General features: G+C 38.0%; 21 protein-coding genes. 18 read left to right on the top strand and 3 right to left on the bottom strand.

Annotated features, from left to right (window positions below; all coding sequences use genetic code 11):
* Window positions 1-495: 495 nt before the first annotated feature.
* The 4 genes from BMZ99_RS20130 (at window position 496) to BMZ99_RS20115 (ending at window position 5,179) form a co-directional block, all read left to right on the top strand.
* Complete coding sequence (locus tag BMZ99_RS20130; RefSeq protein ID WP_090941938.1) at window positions 496-915, top strand: helix-turn-helix domain-containing protein; 420 nt, start codon at window positions 496-498, stop codon at window positions 913-915.
* Window positions 916-941: 26 nt separating this feature from the next.
* Window positions 942-2,129 carry an MFS transporter gene (locus BMZ99_RS20125; RefSeq protein WP_090941935.1) on the top strand — a complete coding sequence of 396 codons (1,188 nt, stop codon included), beginning with the start codon at window positions 942-944 and terminating at the stop codon, window positions 2,127-2,129.
* A 237-nt stretch (window positions 2,130-2,366) separates the two neighbouring features.
* Complete coding sequence (locus tag BMZ99_RS20120) at window positions 2,367-4,031, top strand: methyl-accepting chemotaxis protein (RefSeq protein ID WP_175490633.1); 1,665 nt, start codon at window positions 2,367-2,369, stop codon at window positions 4,029-4,031.
* 200 nt (window positions 4,032-4,231) lie between these two features.
* Window positions 4,232-5,179 (top strand): magnesium transporter CorA family protein, encoded by a 948-nt coding sequence (locus BMZ99_RS20115; protein ID WP_090941941.1) that lies wholly within the window; start codon window positions 4,232-4,234, stop codon window positions 5,177-5,179.
* Window positions 5,180-5,225: 46 nt separating this feature from the next.
* Here the strand turns inward: BMZ99_RS20115 and BMZ99_RS20110 are convergent, their stop codons facing one another.
* Window positions 5,226-6,068 carry a MerR family transcriptional regulator gene (locus BMZ99_RS20110; protein WP_090941929.1) on the bottom strand — a complete coding sequence of 281 codons (843 nt, stop codon included), beginning with the start codon at window positions 6,066-6,068 and terminating at the stop codon, window positions 5,226-5,228.
* A gap of 270 nt (window positions 6,069-6,338) precedes the next feature.
* On the opposite strand from BMZ99_RS20110, the gene BMZ99_RS20105 reads away from it, so the two are divergent.
* Window positions 6,339-7,049 (top strand): B3/B4 domain-containing protein, encoded by a 711-nt coding sequence (locus tag BMZ99_RS20105; RefSeq protein WP_090941927.1) that lies wholly within the window; start codon window positions 6,339-6,341, stop codon window positions 7,047-7,049.
* Between the two features lie 73 nt (window positions 7,050-7,122).
* On the top strand, window positions 7,123-7,503 hold the full coding sequence (locus BMZ99_RS20100) for a nuclear transport factor 2 family protein (RefSeq protein ID WP_090941924.1): 381 nt from the start codon (window positions 7,123-7,125) through the stop codon (window positions 7,501-7,503).
* A gap of 101 nt (window positions 7,504-7,604) precedes the next feature.
* Here the strand turns inward: BMZ99_RS20100 and BMZ99_RS20095 are convergent, their stop codons facing one another.
* The gene (locus tag BMZ99_RS20095) at window positions 7,605-8,528 is read right to left on the bottom strand and encodes a PhzF family phenazine biosynthesis protein (RefSeq protein WP_090941922.1); all 924 of its coding nucleotides are present in this window, start codon (window positions 8,526-8,528) and stop codon (window positions 7,605-7,607) included.
* Window positions 8,529-8,686: 158 nt separating this feature from the next.
* On the opposite strand from BMZ99_RS20095, the gene BMZ99_RS20090 reads away from it, so the two are divergent.
* From BMZ99_RS20090 to BMZ99_RS20045, 10 genes are all read left to right on the top strand, one after another.
* Window positions 8,687-9,571, top strand: a complete 885-nt coding sequence (locus tag BMZ99_RS20090) for a LysR family transcriptional regulator (RefSeq protein WP_090941919.1) — start codon at window positions 8,687-8,689, stop codon at window positions 9,569-9,571.
* A gap of 34 nt (window positions 9,572-9,605) precedes the next feature.
* The gene (locus BMZ99_RS20085; protein ID WP_090941916.1) at window positions 9,606-10,121 is read left to right on the top strand and encodes a GNAT family N-acetyltransferase; all 516 of its coding nucleotides are present in this window, start codon (window positions 9,606-9,608) and stop codon (window positions 10,119-10,121) included.
* A 324-nt stretch (window positions 10,122-10,445) separates the two neighbouring features.
* Window positions 10,446-11,078 carry a SatD family protein gene (locus BMZ99_RS20080; RefSeq protein WP_090941913.1) on the top strand — a complete coding sequence of 211 codons (633 nt, stop codon included), beginning with the start codon at window positions 10,446-10,448 and terminating at the stop codon, window positions 11,076-11,078.
* 187 nt (window positions 11,079-11,265) lie between these two features.
* Window positions 11,266-12,048, top strand: a complete 783-nt coding sequence (locus tag BMZ99_RS20075) for a DUF3307 domain-containing protein (protein WP_090941910.1) — start codon at window positions 11,266-11,268, stop codon at window positions 12,046-12,048.
* 169 nt (window positions 12,049-12,217) lie between these two features.
* Window positions 12,218-12,697 carry a C39 family peptidase gene (locus tag BMZ99_RS20070; protein ID WP_090941906.1) on the top strand — a complete coding sequence of 160 codons (480 nt, stop codon included), beginning with the start codon at window positions 12,218-12,220 and terminating at the stop codon, window positions 12,695-12,697.
* A complete protein-coding gene (locus tag BMZ99_RS20065; protein WP_090941902.1) occupies window positions 12,679-12,936 on the top strand; it encodes a hypothetical protein in 258 nt (85 codons plus the stop codon). Before BMZ99_RS20070 ends, BMZ99_RS20065 begins: the two co-directional genes overlap by 19 nt.
* Before the next feature lie 253 nt (window positions 12,937-13,189).
* Window positions 13,190-14,881: a molecular chaperone HscC gene (locus BMZ99_RS20060; protein WP_090941897.1), complete on the top strand. Its 1,692-nt coding sequence runs from the start codon at window positions 13,190-13,192 to the stop codon at window positions 14,879-14,881.
* Between the two features lie 10 nt (window positions 14,882-14,891).
* Window positions 14,892-15,680, top strand: a complete 789-nt coding sequence (locus BMZ99_RS26795; protein WP_090941895.1) for a J domain-containing protein — start codon at window positions 14,892-14,894, stop codon at window positions 15,678-15,680.
* Window positions 15,681-15,766: 86 nt separating this feature from the next.
* Window positions 15,767-17,293 carry a TonB family protein gene (locus BMZ99_RS20050; protein WP_090941893.1) on the top strand — a complete coding sequence of 509 codons (1,527 nt, stop codon included), beginning with the start codon at window positions 15,767-15,769 and terminating at the stop codon, window positions 17,291-17,293.
* Between the two features lie 452 nt (window positions 17,294-17,745).
* Window positions 17,746-18,939 carry an arabinose transporter gene (locus BMZ99_RS20045; protein WP_090941891.1) on the top strand — a complete coding sequence of 398 codons (1,194 nt, stop codon included), beginning with the start codon at window positions 17,746-17,748 and terminating at the stop codon, window positions 18,937-18,939.
* A gap of 67 nt (window positions 18,940-19,006) precedes the next feature.
* On the opposite strand, the gene BMZ99_RS20040 is transcribed toward BMZ99_RS20045, so the two are convergent.
* Window positions 19,007-19,858, bottom strand: coding sequence for a MurR/RpiR family transcriptional regulator (locus tag BMZ99_RS20040; RefSeq protein ID WP_090941881.1), 852 nt, complete (start codon window positions 19,856-19,858; stop codon window positions 19,007-19,009).
* A gap of 287 nt (window positions 19,859-20,145) precedes the next feature.
* On the opposite strand from BMZ99_RS20040, the gene BMZ99_RS20035 reads away from it, so the two are divergent.
* Window positions 20,146-21,363, top strand: a complete 1,218-nt coding sequence (locus BMZ99_RS20035) for a pyridoxal phosphate-dependent aminotransferase (protein ID WP_217645120.1) — start codon at window positions 20,146-20,148, stop codon at window positions 21,361-21,363.
* Between the two features lie 116 nt (window positions 21,364-21,479).
* Window positions 21,480-22,172, top strand: a complete 693-nt coding sequence (locus BMZ99_RS20030) for an RraA family protein (protein ID WP_090941877.1) — start codon at window positions 21,480-21,482, stop codon at window positions 22,170-22,172.
* Window positions 22,173-22,266: the final 94 nt, after the last annotated feature.

Below are 22,266 nucleotides of genomic sequence, written 5' to 3'. Positions count from 1 at the left end.
AACCGAGTTTCTATTGCTGTGCATGGGGTATAACCTAAACAAACTCCACAACAAAATTCAAAGTGGTCGCTGTGGAACTTACTTGCATATTCCCAAAGCAGCCTGACAAATACAAATAGACTTTTTTATTGGGGAAGAGGCTTCCTCTGTTTGCTATGGGCATAAACGGAAGAAGAGCTTCTTTGTTTATTCTTTTTCGCCTGGATTTTATCTGCTCAAGAAAGGAAGGCTGCCACAAAATGCTTTTTTTCAAAAAGCATTTTGCGACAGCCTCTTTTTACATTATGAGAGCGCGACTACACGATCGGTAGGAGAACAGTCTTTCGATGCAGGAGTTTGATCGGAAAGAAGCACAGCGCATTACCGATAGTCTGCAGTAAGCAATACATTATTGAATGTTATTAAATAATGTTAAATTCATATTAAGTGTATATTATTTATTGATCAAACGACAACCATATGTTATTCTTGAAATACATGAAAGGAGATGGTCACATGGATAATGATATCCTAAATCTTGAACAGGCAATGGAGTTTTTCGGTGTCAGCGAGCGAACGATGATTAAACTGCTGCGAGAGGAACGAATTCCAGCAAGAAAGATAGGGCGCGAGTGGAGGTTTAGCAAAATTGCGTTGTTAAACTGGCTTGGTGAGGGCAATTCTGTCGATTATCTGAATCAAACAGAACAATACCGGGTTGCAAATGATACAAAAGCAAATATGCCGGATTTATTAGAACAGATAAGAGAATCGATTGACAAGCTCAAAGCGAATGATTCAAATATCCACGAACTGTTGCCGGATTTAAATGAAGATATTTCCTTGCCTGATGACGCAACCTTGCGGGTCAGTTATAAACGACAGCGTGAAATTGAAAAATTGACTTTTAAGATTTTTTGGCCGATTAGAAATTAATTATGTTGTAAGAAGGAGCAGTTTTTATGCCGGAACAAAAGCCGCAAAAGAAGTTTATTGCCTCAAATATTGTTATACTGGGATTCGTTAGTTTTTTTACGGATATAAGCACCGAAATGATTTATCCAATCCTGCCGCTGTACCTGACCTCTGTAATGGGAGTCTCGCCTGCAATTATAGGTGTGATTGAGGGTATCGCGGAAAGCTTGGCAAGTATATTAAAATTATTTTCAGGAATGATTGCGGATAAATATAACAACAAAAGGCAATTGGCTTTTATAGGATATATAGCTTCATTTTTTAACAAAGTTATTATTTTATTGTCTGTAACATGGGGCGGGGTTTTGCTTGCGCGGATTGTAGACCGTTTCGGAAAAGGAATACGAACTGCGCCTAGAGATGCGTTGGTTGCCGAAGCCGCCGAAAATGGCAGCTTTGGGAAGGCGTATGGATTACATAAAGCCTTTGATATGATGGGGGCTTCTATCGGCATACTGCTTGCATTTTTCCTGATGGGATTTTCTGATGAAAGCAGCTTTCGCAATATTTTTATAATCTCTATGATTCCAGCTTTAATAGGACCTTTGTGTATCTTTTTTGTAAGGGATGAAAAAAAGCAAAGTGCACCTAAAAAGCTGGATTTTAAGTGGAAGTCATTAGATAGGCGGTTAAAGCTATTTTTAATTATCATTTTTATTTTTACACTTGGGAATTCATCCAATTCATTCATCCTGCTCCGTGCATATCATGCAGGATTCTCTGAACGAGAGGCCATATTGCTATATTTTATTTTTAATATTGTTGCGTCTGCCCTATCGTACCCTATTGGCAATTTGTCAGATAAAGTCGGACATAAATATACATTGTGTGCAGGCTATTTTTTATATGCAGTCGTATATCTCGGAATTGGTTTATTAAGTTCCAATTCTGCTTTTTGGGGACTATTTGCAATATATGGCGTGTATACAGCGCTTACGGCAGGCGGTGAAAGAGCATTAATAGCAGAAACAGCTCCGCCGCATTTGAAAGGCAGCGCCTTGGGACTTCATTCCGCAATCGTGGGAATAGGCCTGTTACCGGCTTCCCTTATCGCAGGCTTTTTGTGGGATGCCGTAGGTCAGGCAGCTCCGTTTGTATTAGGCGGGTGTTTGGCTTTGTTTGCGAGTATAGCCGTTTTCTTTGTGTTAAATATGAAAACGGCGACTATCGAGTAAATTAAGCGTTATCTTCGTTCGCAATGTTTTGGGAAGTACAGATAGCTGCTATCATACATTTACCAATCGGCAGGATAGATATGTATATTTGCTCAATAGTTTAAATATCCCGCTTTTGTGATCTATATCATTGCTTAAGGAAACATAAAAAAATATAATCAATATAAAAAGCTGCCAGGTTCTGGTAAGGTGTTTTATGAAACGCTTACGATGAACTATTTCACGGGAGGGAACGTTGTGTTAATAAAAACTAAATTACTTGCAGTCATCTTAACTTTATTTGTGTTCATTGTAGGGTTGCTCGGAATAAACTTTTATACGTTTGGCGTCTTGGCGGGTGATGCACCGGCCATTAATTTAGCAGGTAATTTACGCTTCCGTGCTTATCGCTTGGCACTATTAAGCAATCAATATAAAGCTGCCCCTGTTGAACAGAAAACAGTTTTGAAAAATGAAATTGTCCAAGAGATGGGAGTATATGACAAGATAATCGATGGGCTTAATAAAGGCGATAAGACGTTAAATTTAGTTCCAATCGCTAATAGCGACAGTCGAAAACAGTACGAAGTGGTTAAGCTGCACTGGGAGGAATATAAGCAGGTTATCATGGCTGTAACTGCGTCAGCCAATTCGGCAGATTTAACTGAAAGAGTTGATAAAGTAAATGCTATGGTTCCTGATTATGTGGCGGAAGTTAATAAATTAGTAGATCTGCTAGACCTAAATTCTCAGAATAAGATTGTTCTTTCAAAGACAATTCAGATTGCTATTTCCCTTCTTGGTTTTATGGTTGCCGCTCTGGCGTTATATGTTATCATTTTCTCTGTTATCAGACCGATAAATGCTCTAGCAGCTTCTTTTGCCAAAGTTGCCTCTGGTGAAGGGGATCTGACGATTCGACTTGATGACTCTCGTCCAGATGAAATTGGCAAAGTAACCAAGCACTTTAACCTATTTATAGAAAAAATACAAAAAATTATTCAGGTTTCTCAAGAGACGGCGCGCAAGGTTTCGAATTTAGCAGATACTCTGTCGAAGGCTAGTGACGAAAGTGGCAAAGCGGTAGAACAGGTAGCTATTTCTGTCCAAGGAGTAGCGGAGGGCGCGCACAGGCAAAACACGAATATGACTGAATTAGCAACCAATACGGAAGCCGTTGCGACTGGTATGTCCAAGATGGTTGAACATGCCCAAGAGGCGTCAAACTTGTCGGAAGAAGCGCAAAAACAGGCAAATAAAGGCGGCGAAAACATAGAGGTAGTAACTGACCGAACAGAAAAGCTAAAACAGACAGTGATAGAAGTTACAGAAAACATCAACTTGTTGTCCACCCATTCCCAAGATATTAGCCAAATTATCGACCTGATCAAAGCGATTTCGGGGCAAACCAACTTGCTTGCTTTAAATGCTGCAATAGAAGCGGCTAGAGCTGGTGAAGCGGGGCGTGGGTTCGCCGTAGTAGCCGAAGAAGTGCGTAAGCTGGCGGAACAAAGCAACGAAGCGGCTAATAGTGTAACGAATAAAATATTACAAGTGCAGCAGCAAGTGGATACGGTTCATACTGCGAATACCTTGCTGGGGGGAGAGTTGAACCAGATTGAATTTGCCGTTGAGGAACTTGCTGTGGCGCTTAAGGAGATAATGAACTGGTCCGCAAATAGCAAGGACGCTGTAGAAAAAATTGCGCAGCTTAATGGACAGGCATCAGCCAGTTTTTCTGGCATTGCTTCTTCCACGCAAAGTATTGCAGGAGTTTCTAAACAAATTGCCTCTCAGTCTGAAGAAGCAGCTGCTGCAATCGAAGAGCAAACAGCATCGATTCAAGAATTTACTGCAATGTCCTATCAATTGTCTCAGCTGGCGGAAGCAATGAATACGCTAGTTGGTAAGTTTAAAATATAGACTACTTTGTTACAGCGGGCAAAAAAATTGTCGTGACTTTAATAGACAAGGAACCAGCTAAGGAAATTTTCTTTAGCTGGTTCTTTATTGCATCGTCTCAGTTACTTATCTGGGAATTTTATAATAAAATACCTAAATTTGCAAATCATAATGTCAATGGTGTGACTATGCCAAGCATTTTAGGAGGGTACATAAATTTTATGCTTAAAATTTACAAAAGCAATGACACTCATCTTAATGGTTTGTCATTGTTGAGTTTAGAAAAAGGGGCCTGGCTCAGCCTAATCAATCCGACAGAAGAAGAACTTGAGGCAGTTGCTGCTTCCGCCAATGTACCCCATGACTTATTAAAGGCAGCGCTTGACGATAAAGAACGCCCCCGTTTAGAAATCGAGGAGAATCATATATTAATCATCACTAACATTCCTTTTATGTACAGCCAAAATAGCTACGATACACTACCATTGGGAATTATATTGACATCAAACTATATCATTACAGTTTGTTTACGCAACAATGAAATTTTATCAGATTTCACCCCAGAAAATGCACGGTTGTTCAGCACTTATAAAAAAACTCGTTTTTTATTACAAATTTTATATAAATCGGCTACGTTGTATTTGAAATTTGTAATAGAAATCAATAACATGACTGAAAAAATTGAAAAAGATTTACTTCGTTCTATGCGCAACGAAGAAATTTATCAATTACTAGAACTAGAAAAAAGTCTTACTTTTTTTGGGGCGTCACTGAAATCCAATGGGATGGTCTTGACAAAACTTCTTCGCTTACGTAATAACAATCGACTAAATCATTTAATTAAGATGTATGAAGATGACGAAGAGTTACTAGAAGACGTAATAATTGAAAATAAGCAAGCTATGGAAATGGTCGAAATGTATAGTCACATTCTCACCGGAATGATGTCCACCTTCACGTCTATTATTTCAAATAATATTAACCAAATTATGAAACTGTTCACCGCTGTATCCATTATCTTGACAATACCCACCATGATTTCAGGGATATTTGGTATGAATTTAGAGCTTCCTTTTCAAAGTGAGTATGGATTCTGGTATATTCTTATTTTATGTATTGCTGTATCAGGTATGGTAACGTTAGGACTTTGGAGAAGGGGTTTATTTTAAGTAACAATCAAGTAAGAAAAACTGGCAGAATGGACGAGGAACCTAATTATTGTAATGGTATCTGTAATTCTGTCACGAATTTATTACAATCATTTGTTATCCCTGAATCAATTATGGTGATTTCTACAGAATTCCCCTTGATTTGAAAACCGGAATCTTTAATGTGATTTAGCAGCAGAGTGTAATACGGCGAAGCCTCATCATGAGTACCCTGATATTGAACAGTGGCATAAGAACCTTCCGGCAATACGCTATCTTCATTATGAAAATCATCCTCAGCCTCAATTACCATAAAAATAGATGAAAAATGTGTAAATTGTCTTTTAATCAAATCTTGCTGACGAATAGAGACACCAACTTTTCCAAGAAAAATGGCATCATCCAGACAATGCTCCTTGCTTAAATCCCGAATCAGAAGTTCTAAATCATCAGCAAGGGTGAAATTTTTCTCTAATAATACAATCTTTCTTTGCGGCAAATGCTTGATGATGACTTGACCATACGCTGCTGATAGAGCGGTTTCTATCTGTTCAATGCGGTTTCTAATTTTCTTTTCAATATGTGCTAACTGCTTTTGCTTTTTTAAGACATTCTCACGCTGTTCCATAAAAATAGATAAAATGGTACTCACATCTTTTTCGTCGAAAAAATTAGAAATTTTTTCGAGTGGCACGTCTAAAGCACGCAAATATCTGATGGTATTCAAGCGCTCAAATTGATTCGTAGAATAGTAGCGATAATTTGTATCTGGATTTACATATTCTGGTTTTAAGATACCGAGCTCATCGTAATAGCGAAGTGTTCGGATATTCATGTGAAAGAGTCGAGCCATTTCTCCAATGGTGAAAAGGATGTTGTTACTAGATCCTTTATGATCTTTATCTAGCATTCTTCAATACCTCCTTGCTTATAAAGCTATCATAACAAGATTGCGTTACTAATTATTTTTTCTATTGCAATGCAGATTCTATACAAATAGTGCTTGACCATCTAGTTGCTAGAGGGTTTACAATCCTTATGGTTATATTTTAAAAAAGGAGAACCTTAGTGATTCAGACCTATTCTATTTATTGTAAGCCTTGCCATTGGTGGTATTTTAGGTACGGCTATAGATCTGGATGGCAAGGTTTTGCTCATTCATTTAGTTTAGGAGGTTTCTATGAAATTCTTAGTGGAAGATAAAGTTTTTGAAACTCTTGATACGGTTTGTTTTGCCGTTGTAATTGCACATGGAATCGATAATACTGTTCCAAATTTGAAGATGCAAAAGCTTTTGGCGGAAAATATGCTTTTGTGTCAATCTTCTCTTGAAGGAGTGAATGTGAGAGAAATGGAACAGGTATTATGCTACCGGGAAGCTTTTCGTAAACTGAATGTAAATCCTAATAAATACATGTGCTCCATTGAAGCATTGTTGACGAGAATAGCTAAGGGAAAAGGTGTACCAAATATTAACACAGCAGTTGATCTGGGCAATGCCGTATCGCTTAAATATAAAATTCCGATTGGAGCACATGACATTGACGCAATGAATGGCGAAATGACGTTGCGTTTTTCAAAGGAGCAGGATTATTTCATTCCGTTTGGCAGCACAGAGATAGAGTCGGTAGATAAGAATGAAATTGTGTATGCTGCTGGTAATTCAGTGAGAACGAGAAGATGGACATGGAGACAAAGTGAAGAAGGAAAAACTTCTATTCAATCTAAAAATATTTTCTTTCCAATTGATGGTTTTTCTGATATCAATAAGGATAACATGCTTTCTGCTCAAAGAGAACTAGGCAATATGCTTAAATATGAACTTGGTTGTAATGTGAGTATGGGATGGGTAGATGCTAAAAATAAAAGCCTTAACATAGATTGCATTTAAAGCTTATAAGAATATAAAACTAGTAGAATGAACCAGTTCTTGAAGAATAGATTGGAGTAAGGAGTGAGAATTTTTGAAAAGAAGAGAAGATAAAATTCAAGAGTACTTTAATTTATGGCTTACTAAAGAAGCGAGACAATTAAAAGAAATATTTGCAAATGAAGTTTTTTATAATGAATGTTATGGACCTGAATATCACGGGATTAACCAAATTTTACAATGGTTTAACGATTGGAATAAAAGAGGAACTGTTTTGCAATGGAGAGTAAAGCATTTCATACATGAGGGAAACTGCACCGTGGCGGAATGGTATTTTGAGTGTGATTTTGACGGGGTTCGCGATGAATTTAATGGTGTTTCTATTATTTTGTTTAACTCCGATGAAAAAATTGTTTCTTTAAAAGAATTTCAGTCAAAATCAAAACATTATCAACCGTTTGGAGAAACTCGATAAAGTGTATATTAGTAAGAAACCTGAAGCAGAGCCTGATAAAACAATGCTTATGATGCAAAGATATAGTGAAATTTTGAATTTCTAAAAGGGAAGCTGCCTCATTACTCTGGATTATTCGGAACATGAATAAACCCTTGGCCGACTAATACCGACATGCCGCCGACTTTAATACTAGTTACGCGATTGTCCTCCTTGTGCAGCGTTACTTGTATCAGGCTAGAACGGTCCATTTCGAACCCTTGCTCGATTGTACACGTGTAAGTTGTATTCCCTTCTGCGATTCGGGAACCCAAGTAACCGGCAAAGGCTGTCGCTGCGGCGCCTGTGGCGGGGTCTTCAGCGATACCCATGGCTGGTGCGAACATTCGGGCATGGAAAGATGATTCAGGACGTTCTGTTTGAGTGGTGAAAATATATAGATGAGGGGCCCAATAATTTGAAAGCACGCGCTCCCATTCGGACAAATTAACTTTGGCCCGCTTGATCGCCTGTAAGTCATTAACCGGTACGAATAAGAAGGGAACGCCGCAGGAAATTGCCTGTGGAGAATGTTCGGTTGACGTGATGTCGGAGACTGACAATGATAGCACCTTTGCAATTTCTTCTACGGCAGGTGCTGCTGGACCGAATTTGGGAAGCATTCCGGCAGATAGCTGAGAAAACGAGGGATTGCCGTCTTTACTGGTAATTGATACATTGATATCGCCGACCCCCTCCTCAAAGACGATTTCGGTAATTTCGCCACGCAGAGGAATCTCACCCGTTACAGCCAGGATGAAAGCCGTTCCTATGGTTGGATGCCCTGCGAAGGGAAGCTCGGTTCCCGGGGTAAAGATACGCAATTTGCGAGTGTTATTCCGATTGGCTGGAGGAAATACAAAAACAGTTTCGGACAGATTGAACTCTCGTGCAATAAGTTGCATGGTCTTATCATCCAGACCTTCCGCATTAGGGAAAACTGCCAACTGATTTCCGCTGAATAGAATGTCAGTAAAGACATCCGCCTTGATGTATTGGTATTGCATACTTTAATACCTCCTAAGTGTAAACTTGTTTTGGATCACTGTTTAGTTTATAATAGCATTTAATAATCGATCAGTAAAATTGGAAATACAAGATAATAACTTCGGATAAACCGATTGAATTGACGATTCTGTAAAAGAAGTGAGTAAGGAGGTTCAGTGTGGATACAAGAGATTTGCGAACATTTGTAACGATCGCAAAACACGGCAATTTTACAAAAGCAGCCACGGAGCTTGGCTATGCTCAGTCTACGATTACTGGACAGATACGTACATTAGAAGCTGAGCTTGGAACACGCCTTTTTGAACGAATTGGTCGACGTACATTTCTCACTTCAACAGCACAAAAATTAATGGGCTATGCCCAAACGATCCTATCCTTGTCAAACGAAATGATTAGTCTGGCGGAACTGAACAATATGCCGCAAGGAGCTTTGCGAGTAGCATCGTCAGAGTCTTTGCTATCGACACGATTACCAAGCTTATTAGCAGAATATCATCGGCTATACCCATCAGTGGAGCTGATATTGAAATATGGGAATTGTGAGTCTTATTTGCAGGATTTACGGGAAAACGAGATTGATGTTTGCTTGCTATTGGACCAGCAGATCGTTGATCCTGACTTTGTTCCCGTAATTGCTGTTTCTGAGCCAATTGGCCTGTTCGGGGCTCCGCACCATCGTTTGGCGGAATGCGGGAAGATATCCGTGAGCGATTTGAGGGATGAAACATTGATTTTAGGTGAAGTGGATTGCTGCTATCGCAGGCTATTGGAACTCAGTATGTCTAAGGAGGGAATCCGCCCTAAATCTATATTGGAAATAGATAGTGTTGAAATCACAAGGCAACTCGTAGCGGGTAATCTGGGAATTACGGTTCTGCCGCGAGTTACAGTCAAAAATTTCTTAGAAAAAAAAGAGCTTATAGAGCTTGATTGGCAAGGTCCGCCATTTAATTTGAAAACACAATTGCTTTATCATAAAGGTAAGTGGATTTCCCCGGCTTTGAAGGCGTTTTTAGAACTGTCTGCAAATTATTTCACATAAATATTCCGTAACCCAAAGGGCGGTAAAAGTATAAATGATTATTAGACCAATAATAGACCATAACATACAAGCGATTGCTAAGTTATATACTGATGATTGGAAGACCACATATCAAGGGATTTTACCAGATTCTTTTTTGAAGGGTATAACATATGAGCATTCAAAAGAAAAGTGGCTGTCATATATTCATAAGGATAAGCAAGGAGCCTTTGTTGCAGTAGACGAAAATAATATGATAATTGGTTTTGCTGCATATAAGCCATATGAGGATTTAAAGAAATGTTTGCTACTTGATTCCTTGCACATTTTACAATCAGTGCAAGGTGGTGGAATTGGGAAAAATCTGATTTTTACAGTTGGTAAATATGCTTACAATAACGGATATGAAAAAATGTCTATCTGCATTGTTAAAGGGAATGATAGGGCAAAAGGAATATATACTCATTTAGGTGTGAAGCCTTACAAAGATTTTATTGACGATTTTGAAGGAATTCCATCTAATTCATCGGTTTTACTATGGGATGATTTGAATCGATTTGTTCTCAAATAACACTTCATTATTGCAAAGTGCTAAATAATGAAGTCAAGAACCGATCCTAAAAAGGCAATATAGAAATTTAGAGGATTTAACATTTATAAAGAGAAGCTACTCATAATTACGTAGTTAGTAAATTTATGGCAGCTTCTTTTTAATTGCCATGCTGATTGAAAGGCAATTCATTGGAACTAGGAGCCTGCCTTTCGGAGTCCTGTTTTTAGTGATGAGAAAAATTGCTTGTGAATAGCTGCCTACAAAATATAAAATTACTCAGAGGCAGCGGTGTTTAATTTATCCAATAAATGATGGATTTCATTTTCTTAGTGGAGGGATATTATGTTCTATTGTGCTATCATAGGTGATATTATTGGTTCGCGTAAGCTAGAAGATAGACAAGAGGTCCAAACGAAATTCCTGGCCATGGCGGAGAAGGCTAATAAACTGTATCAATCAGAGATTGCATCGCCTTTCACCGTAACCATTGGAGATGAATTCCAGGTTCTCTTAAAGTGTTCACATGTTGCTCCAAAAGTAATTGATTTTGTAAAAAGAGAAATGGCATCAGTTGAGCTTGTTTTCGGAGTTGGTATTGGGGAAATTGTTACAGATATTAATCCTAAACTGGCAATAGGAATGGATGGGCCAGCGTTCCATTTCGCTCGGAATGCAATTGAGCAAGCTAAGAAAAAGAAGCCTAAGATCATCTATAAATCAGATTCGGCTGGTATGTGCATGATTAATTCACTGAATTACTTTATTGAATCATGTACAGAAAGAAGGACAAAACGTCAAAAACAAGTTTTAGAATATTTACGTCAAGACTTGACTCAAGAAGCAATTGCACACGAACTTGGAATTAAACAACAGAGTGTATCTGATATCATAAAATTATCCTACCTATCCGAGGTAGAAGATGCAAAGCGAACGATATCCTTTTACTTAAAAGACATTGATCATTGCAAAAAATAACTATCAAAAATATTAAGTACGCAGCGTATAGAAAACAGGCAATAAAACTTGTACATCTTATTTACAGGATAGTAATCCTGTTATAAGCAATACAGGATGGAGCAGATGCCATTTGAATTTCAGAGAATTAGAACTGTAAATGTACTAAGCAGAAAATATTCAAGCGATAATGAGGTGAAAATTTACTATGGATGCAAAAGTCATTCTAGTATTATTGCTACTCAGCCACATCGTAACGGACTTTATTTTGCAAGATGATGCTATTGCTGAGAAGAAGAAAACTTGTTCCAAAGCAATGTTAAGGCATATTAAGCATTATCTGGCAGCAAATATTATATTGCTTTCACCCTATCTTGATATAAATAATAACTTATGGTGGGTAATTATTCTCTTAACTTTAGCTCATTGGATCATAGATAAGTGCAAAGTGAAATATGATAAGAAAAAAGATAAAGGATTAGAGTCATTTATGTTTGATCAAGCAGCTCACATTATTCTTATTGTAAGTTGTTACCCCTTTATAAAGGACATTTACATAAATTCGCTTGCTGATGCTATCGGCAGCTTTATAGTAGATAATTACCCTATATTTCTACATCTAACAAAGCAAAAGGTATTTATAGGTATTACTATACTATTAGGATATATATTTAACTTTAAAGGTGCCACTGTTATAACTAAAAAGGTATTAGATAAATACCTTCATTTAAAAAACGATGAGCCTATAAGCGAAAATGAAAAGAAGAATGCTGGCGAAGCAATAGGAAATTTAGAGAGAATTCTAATTCTAACGCTAGTACTGCAGATGAATTATGCAACGATTGGTTTAGTACTTGCAGGAAAAACAATTGCTAGATACAAAAAACTCGAGGAAAAGAATTTTGCTGAGTATTTTCTGATTGGTACATTTACAAGTATGATAGTAGCATTTGCGACAGGGGCATTAATTCAAGCGGTGACTAATTTGTAAGGCACAGTGTTCCACGGTGGGCTCTTGGAATATCGTTTGTTTAATGGTAAAGATAGGTTTTGAATTCTTGTAATCAGATTAATAACAACAATGAGATTGATAATAAGGAATATTTGGAATATAATGGGATTGAGCGTTGGATCGGATCTTAAAAGGAGAGGATTTTTATATGTATGTTCATAAAAATACCAAGATCGTTGCTTTAACATTATTTCTTTTAAGTACTTTATTTTCAATAACATCTGCAGAAGAAAAGCTAACAAGACCGCCAAGTTCTTTAGGTGCAGTCAATTATTATGAGCTAAAACCAAGCGAATTTTTTGTTTCACTAGGTGTTAAAGGGTATCAGCAAACAACTTCTTATACTTGCGGACCAGCTGCCGCAATGTCATTAATGAGGTGGTATAATGTGCTGAGTGATGCAGACCTAAATAGTACGACAGAAATGAGGATTGCTCAAGAAATGAATACAGGAAGTCCAGACTCTTCCCAGCCGGGAACTATGGCTCCTAATATTGTAGAATTCCTCGAGAAGAACGGTTTTGATGCTAGATGGGGTTTAAATGGAAGTTTAGAAATGATAAGAGATAATCTTAAAAAAGGAATACCAACGATAGTTGAATGGTCTGATTGGGGGGGCATTGGGTAGTTGTTACTGGTTATTATGCCGGAAGCCAAGCACCAGAAAAAGGGCGTGACACTATATTTTTCGCTGATTCGGGAGCGAATTGGACCAATGTAAACAACCCTAGCGGCATAACATCATTTAACGCGGATCGTTTTTATTATATGTGGTATGATGCCCTATATTCGGATAAGATATATAAAGGTGCATATATTATTGCAGTCCCTCATAAAAAGATAAATAGTATTGAGAGAGACCTTTGAATTGTACAGAGCCTTGCCTGGTAAAATAATGCTTATAATGTAAATATAGCAGGATTTGGCATTTATAAAAGAGAAGCTACCATAATAAATTAGTTTGTAATTTATTATGGTAGCTTCTCTTTTAGTTAATTGATAGAGCGATAGTTAAAAACGTATTGGCATTAAGGGACAAGGAGCCTGTCCTCATTTCCCATATATGCTATTAGCCAATAAACGATAGTTAGCTGGATATTATAATTAGGAGGAATAGCGATTGCCTATTATCGGTATTGATTTAGGAACGACCAACAGTTTGGTGTCTTATTGGACAGAAGAAGGCGCGGTTATCATTCCAAATAACTTGAAAAATAATCTGACACCTTCTGTTATAAGTGTTAATGATAATGGAGAAATTTTAGTGGGACAGATTGCCAAAGAGCGTTTAATTAGTCATCCACAGTTGACTGTAGCGGTGTTCAAGCGTTATATGGGAACAAAAAAAACCTTTCAGTTAGGTAAATATAAATTTCTGCCAGAAGAGCTTTCCTCTTTTATAATTCGCTCCTTAAAGCAAGATGCTGAGATCTATTTAGGAGAACCTATTCAAGAGGCAGTCATTAGTGTTCCTGCCTATTTTAATGATGCGCAGCGTAAGGCAACGAAACGTGCAGGAGAGTTGGCTGGATTAAAGGTAGAGCGATTGATCAATGAGCCCACTGCGGCTGCCACTGCTTATGGACTTCATCAACAAAAATCAGAAACAAAGTTTCTGATTTTTGATTTGGGCGGTGGGACATTTGATGTTTCCATTGTAGAACTGTTTGAAAATGTCATGGAAGTACAAGCAATTGCTGGTGATAATTATTTGGGTGGAGAAGATTTTACAGAAGTGCTAGCTTCTTCGTTCATTCAACAGCAGCACATCAATAGAGATAATTTACATCAAAAAGAATATGCATCTATCTTGAAGCAAGCCGAACAATGTAAGCAGAGTTTGAGTCAAAATGTAAAGGGGATAATGCGCTGCACAATAAATGAGAAATCTCTCGAGTGGAGCGTTGATCGCCTAGATTTTGGCGAGGCAGCTAAGGTATTAGTAAATAGGTTAAGACAACCTGTTGAAAAAGCTTTAAAAGATGCATCTATGAAGTCTGATGAGGTGGATGTTGTGATTCTTGTTGGTGGAGCAACTAGGATGCCATTAGTTCACACTCTTGTTAGTAAATTATTTGGGCGCTTGCCTGCTTGTATCCTTAATCCTGACGAAGTAGTAGCATTAGGAGCTGGAATTCAGGCTGCGATGAAAGAAAGAAATGCTATGTTAAAAGAAGTAGTGCTGACAGATGTTTGCCCTTATACACTTGGTATAGCGGTTGCAATTAGAACTGGATCAGGAAAACCTGAATCAGGGCATTTTGCTCCGATTATTGAACGGAATACAGTTATACCTGTCAGTCGAGTAGAACGATTTAGTACAGTTTATGATAATCAAAAGACAATTAATATAGAAATATTTCAAGGTGAAAGTAGACTGACGAAGAATAATATCAAGCTAGGACAGCTTCAAATCGAAGTACCTTTAGCACCAGCAGGTGAGCAGTCTATTGATGTTCGATATACCTATGATATAAATGGCATTTTAGAGGTTGAAGTAATCGTTTTGGAAACAGGAATTAAAAAGCAGGTTATAATTGAAGAAAGCCCTGGAATTATGTCTAAAGATGAGATTGAGCAACGAATGGCAGCTTTAAAACATATAAAAATACATCCTAGAGATCGACAGGAAAATCAGCTCCTCATTGCACGCGGTGAACGACTTTATGAAGAACTGCTAGGAAAAGAAAGAATCGACATTGCCAACGCTCTTCAGAGATTTGAAAGTGTGATGAATCAACAGGATCTTCGAGAAATAAATAAGGCAGCAGCAATATTGCGAATGAAGCTAAACGAAGCAGAAAAAGAGTAGGAGATATAAAGTGAGTTTTTGGGATATTTTAGGATTGAAACCTACAGCAGATACTTTGGCAATTAAAAGAGCTTATGCTGGAAAAACTAAATTATATCATCCGGAGGATGATCCTCAAGGATTTCAGCGTCTTAGAGAAGCGTATGAATTCGCGCTAAAACAAGCAAAAAACGTGAAAAATATGGAACTTGTTGATCATTTTGAAGATCATGAATCATCGAAGTCTATTGATAAAAAAACAAAGCTATTAGAAGTAAAAACAATTAGTGCATCGGAATGTAGAGTAGAAACAAATTTTCTTATCGACAATACGGTGGAACAGTTTATGAATAGGGTAAAAGAACTTTATAGCGATGAGATGCTGCGAGAAGAAATATGCCAATGGAAAGAACTGTTAGAAGATGATACTTACTGGAATTTAGATATAAAGCAAAAGTTGGACTATAACATGTTGCACTTTTTGTTAGAACAATATCAAACAACTCAGTACCGTTTACCTCCAATAGTTTGGAACTTATTCGACCAACATTTTTTCTGGTCTGGGCAGCAAAGAAGATTATATACATCTTTTCCGGGAGAATTTGTAGACTTTGCTATGGAGAGAATTCATTATAAAAAGGTAACCCTGTATCACATATTCATGAATCAGGCAAAAAAATATATGCATGTTTTTTACATTATATTGCTCGTATTTATAATCGTAATTATAGGTATCGGTATATATTCAGTTGCTCATTTTGGATCTATCGTAATATTCTTGCTAATCTTATTAACTAAAATATTACGAGGGATCAATTAATCAGTAGGACGAAATGCCAGCTCTTTTAGTAGGGGCAAAAGTCTTGTTTTTTCCAAAGATAATTGTTATTGCTAGGAGATGGATTAATGAAGAAAATCGTCAGTTTATGTATGTTGCTTCTGTCTGTATTATTAATTGTTCCTAACACTTCTCATGCAGAAGATAATAATGCTGCTTTGCCGGAGAAGATTGAGGCAAATCTTTCTTCACCGCTTCAGATTATTAGTAGGGTCGCGCCTATGTATTCCCAAGAGGCAGCAAAATATAATTTGGCAGGAACTGTCCGGATTAAAATAAAGATTTTAAAAGACAGCTCAATTGGAAAGATTTCTCTAGATGGATCTTCAGGTTATGAAATACTTGATAATGCTGCTCTAGAGGCTGTAAGGCAATGGCGCTTTCTTGCTGCACGGGACAAAGACGGCCAAACCATAGATAGTTATGGTTTGGTGCCGATGTCTTTTGGTGCATCTAGAGATCCTTATACGATTATAAAATCGGTGATAGATACATGGAATCCGTCTAGATTAGATATTTATATCCATCCAGGTGAGTATAATTCAGATATTGAACGAGTCAATGAAGTAGTTAAACAATTAGATGTCAATCACTTGGATGAGTCATCGAATCAGCTCATTGCTGTAATAGATACAATTGATGTGGACAAAAAATATAATAGTAATGTGTATCATGCTGTTGTACGGAAAATTTTAAAAAAGTTATTTCCTGAAAAAGATGTAGCTGATGAGTTTTTTCAAAAGGCAAGGGAAAATGGATATAAAAGCAATTATAAAGAAGCTATCTCTTATTATGATAAAGCAATTGCTTCAGAGCCGTATGATGCGGATTATTATAGTAGTCGTGCTTTTGCCTACTATATATTGGATGATAACCTAAGTGCTGTCAACGATTATACTGAGGCTATTGAATTAGAACCGAATCATTATAAGCACTACAATATGCGTGGATACAATCATTCTATTTTAAATAATTATCAAAGTGCAGTAGAAAATTTTAATAAAGCAATTGAGCTAAAACCAAAGGTTGCCGATAATTATTATGACCGCGGGAAACTTTATTACAAAGTAAAAAAATATCAAAAAGCAATTGATGATTATAATCAGGCTATCCAATTAAAAAGTGATGATTATGGCTATTATCTTGAAAGAGGACAAGCCTATTATGCTGTGAAAAGATATCGAGAAGCGATTAATGATTACAATAAGGCATTTGAGATGGCTCCCAAGATGTCTGCACCTAGTATGGTGTACTATTCTCGTGGGAAGGCGTATTTATCTTTACGAGATTATAAGAATGCATTTAGCGATTTTGATAAAGCAGTCAAATTATCTCCTAAAACCGCTGACTATTATAACGAAAGAGGAAAAGCGTATTATGGTTTAAAGGATTATCAAAAGGCAATTGATGATTATAGCAAAGCAATTGCAAAACTTTCAGATAAGCCAAAGTACAACATCTTGAAAGCCGATATTTATCTAAATCGAGCTGCAGCGTATAAAAGAGTGGGTCAAATAAAGGAAGCTTCTGACGATAAGCAGCAAGCAAATAATTTGGACCCCTCTCAAAATTCAGAAAAGAGCAGTAAAAATTAGTAAGCCGGTTATCGAAAGGGATCAAACATGAGAAGTCATGAGGACGAGGTTTATAGACAGTAACAACTATTAACCAGCCTGAGAGGAACTGCACCGTGGTAGAATGGTATTATCGGAGTAAAATAGGGTAATTTATTTTAAAGTATTGATTTTGTATGAGAAGCAGGATATAATAGCCGTACAATATATCGTAAGCGTTCACGTCAGCCAACGCACTGTCCGACCTGTAAAGGGAAGAGAGTGCGTTTTTTTGTTGCTCTTTTTCCCGGCAGGAATCATATTAAAAAGGAGAGAGTACATTGAAAAAATGATTACTTTTTTGCGAAAAAGAACTTATATTATATCAAAATAACGTAAGCGTTCACGTCAGCCAACGCACTGTTTTTCCATATGCAGAAAGTGCGTTTTTGTACCTTCGTGCTTGGTGGTGGTTACAGTCATAAGGAGATCATATGTCAAAAATATCATTAAAACAAAGTCTCTCAAAACTAGGCATTGCAATTTTTCTCACTTATTTATCCGTTGCGATGGCGCTTCCGGTCATCCCTGTATTCGTAAAAGAAGTTCTCAATCTTCCTAACTGGTTAGGGGGATTTGCAGTCGGGGTATCTTTTATTGCAACGATTCTTTCCAGAAAGTACGCAGGAGATTTTGCTGATACCAAAAGTAGTAAAAAATGTTTTATGATCGGTTTTTTCTTTTACATGGTTGCCGCACTTGTTTGTATGGCCGCCTCAATAGCAGGATTGAGTGCTTCAATATCATTCGCTATTCTTATTGTGGGGCGACTCCTGCTCGGCATAGGAGAAAGTATGACAACCGTCGGTATTCCAAGTTGGCATTTTTTATATCTCGGGCCTGTACATTCAGGAAAGATACTTGCGGTTCTTGGAATGGCTATGTACGGTGCATTTGCACTGGGAGGGCCTGTGGGACTTACGCTCTATAGGAGTTTTGGTTTTGATTCGGTTATGCTGGCCTCATCCATCGTGCCAATTATCGGTGTAATCATGTTTATCACTTCTCCAGAAGTGGCTCCGCATAAAGCGATTGCAGTGAAAAAGTCATTTTTAAAACTTTTAAGATCAATATGGAAACAAGGAATGGCTGTTACACTTCAAGGCATCGGATTTGCGGTTTTAGGAGCCTTCATCTCCCTTTATTTCAAAGATCAAGGATGGCCATATGCTGGTATTGGTCTTTCGTTATTCGGAATCGGATTTGTGATAAGTCGTATTCTTTTCGGCACTTTACCCGATAAAATTGGAGGAGTAAAGGTTGCACTTGTTTCGCTTATGGTTGAAACAGCGGGGCAGGGATTACTTTGGCTTGCACCTCATTATAGTCTTGCTTTACTTGGAGCTTTGCTTACTGGTCTCGGCTGTTCAATGATATATCCGGCTATGGGGGTAGAAGTTATAAAGAGAATTAGTCCGGAACAGCGTGGTGCGGCTTTCGGAGGGTTCGCGATGTTTCAAGATGTTGCCTATGCATTTTCTGCACCAATCGGAGGCGTTATTGCTGATAAATTTAGCTACTCTTCAACCTTTCTTTTTGGGTTTATTGCTGCAGTTGGTGGTATTATTATAGTTCGCTCAATGATGATCAAAAATTTGCCAGTAAAAAATACGGATAGCACTCTATAATGGATGACCAAATTGAAGAACTGTCTGACTGGTTACTAACTAGTGTGTAACATCGATTCTGAAATAGTCATTCATAGTGATAATCAAGTAGTTTCATAAGTTCTTCGGCATCAACTAACCTTTTGGCTGCCTTTGATTTAGCCGTTTGCGATAATTCTGTGACCAAAAGATCGGCAATATATAGCGGCGCTGACATGGAATTGTGATAAGATAAACTATCGTATTCGCAAGGCAATACAATATCTGAGTATGGTACTAAAGGCGCCGTAAACCCATCAGTAATACTTATTATTGATGGGTTTCTTAAGGTTCGAATCGCTTTAACCATTTCTATTGTGGATTTGGCGTAGCGCGGCAAGCTGATTACAATCATCAAATCAGCCGCGTTAATATTTAATATTCGATCAACGTCATGTCCTACCGGGGAAAGCAATTCGCAATTGTCCAACTGTTGGGCTAAAGACTGATATAAAAAGTATGAAATTGTAAATGAAGTTCTCGCGCCTAATATATAAATTGTTTTTGCTTTTTTAATTAATCGTATGGATTCTTGGATTGCTTCTTCTGATAGATTTTCTTGGGTATTTTTTATGTTGTTTATCTGTTTTTCAGCACATTTCAGTTTAAGGGAAGCTTCATTAATCGTTTCCAAGTTCTTCGCCAGTCTGGATTCAGGGGTTAATTTACTCCGAATATAGTTTTGAAGTTCTTTTTGTAATTCAGAATATCCGCTAAACCCTAGACTAAAAGCAAAACGCATGACAGTAGTGGTACTGGTGCCTATACTTGCGGCTATTTGATCGAGGGTTTGAAAAGATGCCTCGACAAGATTATCTTGAATATATTCGGAGACCTGAAGCTGCGTCTTTGTTAAATCATTAGTGGAGCTTTGAATTTTCTGCAATATATTAAGTTCCATTATATCACCCTAACATTTGATATTATTTTAATACCTATTATTATAATATCTTGATTTATAAATTAGCAATGTTATTGGAAGTTAAATTATATTCTTGACAGATACTAAAAGAGGCGATAAGCTACATACATAAATGTAGTATTTAATACTTTTTATAAAAAATATAGTAGTATTTAATACTTAAATACTACTTCGCATATGAAAAGGATGAGATATTCTTATGGAGTAGATTCCATTATGCGCGGAGTATATGAGGTAGCAAGAGATTGTTTAAATAAGTTATCAATTTGGATAAGAAAATGGAGGAATTAAAAATGCTTTCCAGACGAGCCGGCGAGGTACAGCCTTCACCTACGGTGGCACTATCAGGCAAGATAGCTGAGCTTAGGCGACAAGGAACAGATATAATTTCATTTAATATTGGTGAACCGGACTTTCCAACGCCAGATTATATTAAAAAGGCAGCTTTTGAAGCGGTTAACCAGAATTTTACCAAGTATCCCCCTACTGGCGGATTTTTTGATCTGCAGGAGGCGGTAGTTAATAAACTGCGCATGGATAATGGGGTATCCTACGACCCCAAGCAAATTTGCGTCAGCAATGGGGCAAAGCAATCGGTACTTAATGCGTTGTATGCGCTGTGTGGAGAGGGGGATGAAGTAATTATTCCAGTACCTTGTTGGGTGAGTTATACGGAGATGGTTAAGCTGACCGGAGCGGTTTCGGTGCTGGTCGAAGCTGATGAGAAGCGTGGTTTTGCCCTTGATCTCGCAGCAATCGAGGCAGCCATAACACCGCGGACTAAGGTGATTATTATCAACACGCCGAACAACCCAAGCGGAGCGATATATAGCGAGGAAAGTTTACGGAAACTTGCTGCCATGGCAGTGGAGCACGATTTTTACATAATTTCAGATGAAATTTATGAGAAACTGATTTACGATGGAGAAAAACATTTCTGTATTGGGTCGATTTCTCCTGAGGTGCAAGAGCGTTGTGTGATCATCAACGGGGTATCCAAAGCATACGCCATGCCAGGCTGGCGGATTGGCTATTCTGCCTCTGCTAAACCGATTGCTAAGGCAATCAATGCTTTTCAGAGTCAAATGACATCAGGGGCCTGTGCCATTTCGCAAAAGGCAGCGCTCGCGGCGATAACCGGACCGCAGAATGACCTGAGTAACATGCGAGAGGAATATGATAAACGGAGGCGTTTTATGCAGAAACGCCTGAATGAACTAGATGGTTTTACCTGTGATACGGTCAAAGGCGCATTTTATTTGCTTCCCGATATATCAGCATTGCTGGGCCGGGGATATGCTGGAAAAACAATCACCAGCTCGATGGATCTTGCCGCCTTTTTTCTAGAAGAAGCACATGTTGCAGTAGTTCCGGGAGAAGCGTTCAACACCAAGAACAAGCTGAGATTCTCCTATGCAAACTCAATGGAGAATATAGTGAAAGGGCTTGAACGGATCGAAGCGGCTATTGCGGTGTTGAGTTAAACAGAGTAGCGAGATGGGAAAAGAAACTGCTAGATGAAGTGTTGCAAGTGGCGTTTATCAAGTGTTACAAAGATTTGTAACTCTAAATTTTGACCTTAAAAACAGGAGGAATTTACATGGCTAATGCAGGGTGCAGAATTTTTCTGAAGATCTATCGCCCCAATAAGGAATTGGTAGAGGGTTTTAGAGGATTGCCGGTAGCCAATATTGCTGATGAGATGAATCGGTTTTTTTGTATGGATGTGCGAATAAAGCGATTTAATACGAAGCCGTTACTGGGTACGGCTTTTACTGTGAAATCAAGAGTCGGCGATAACCTATTGCTTCATAAGGCGTTAGAACTAGCACGGCCTGGTGATGTAATTGTTGTTGATGGGCAAGGAGATTTAGCGAATGCCATAACGGGCGAAATTATGATGACTCAGGCTGCTGTGAATGGAATCGCTGGCGTGGTTATTGATGGGGCAATCCGTGACGCGGAGGCAATGAAGGGTTTAGGCATGTCTGTTTACGCTGCCGGTGTTCAACCTAAGGGTCCTTATAAAGATGGTCCTGGTGAGATTAATGTGCCGGTTTGCTGCGGAGGTGTCGTTGTAAATCCTGGGGATATTGTAGTAGGAGATGCGGATGGCATAGTAATTATTAATCCTCAAGATGCACCTGAGTTATTGGCAAAGGCTAAAGCAAAGCTTGCCAAGGAACAGGCAATCATCAAAGGCATTAAAGACCGGATCCGCCGAGATAAGCCTTGGGTAGACCTAGGCTTAGAGAGAGTGGGCTGCGAGATTATTGACGACTACTATAAATAAGCTGACTGTAATCGTCGTAGCGCGAGGTACTTACTTTATAAACGTGTATAAAGGCTATTGATAATTGCCTCTAGAGTTTATAAATTAAAGTTTA

The sequence above is a fragment of the Pelosinus propionicus DSM 13327 genome, from assembly GCF_900114615.1.
In the GTDB taxonomy this organism is placed as follows: Bacteria; Bacillota; Negativicutes; order DSM-13327; family DSM-13327; genus Pelosinus; species Pelosinus propionicus.
The sequence above is the reverse complement of the archived record's forward strand: the minus strand, read 5'-3'. Positions and strand labels throughout refer to the sequence as shown.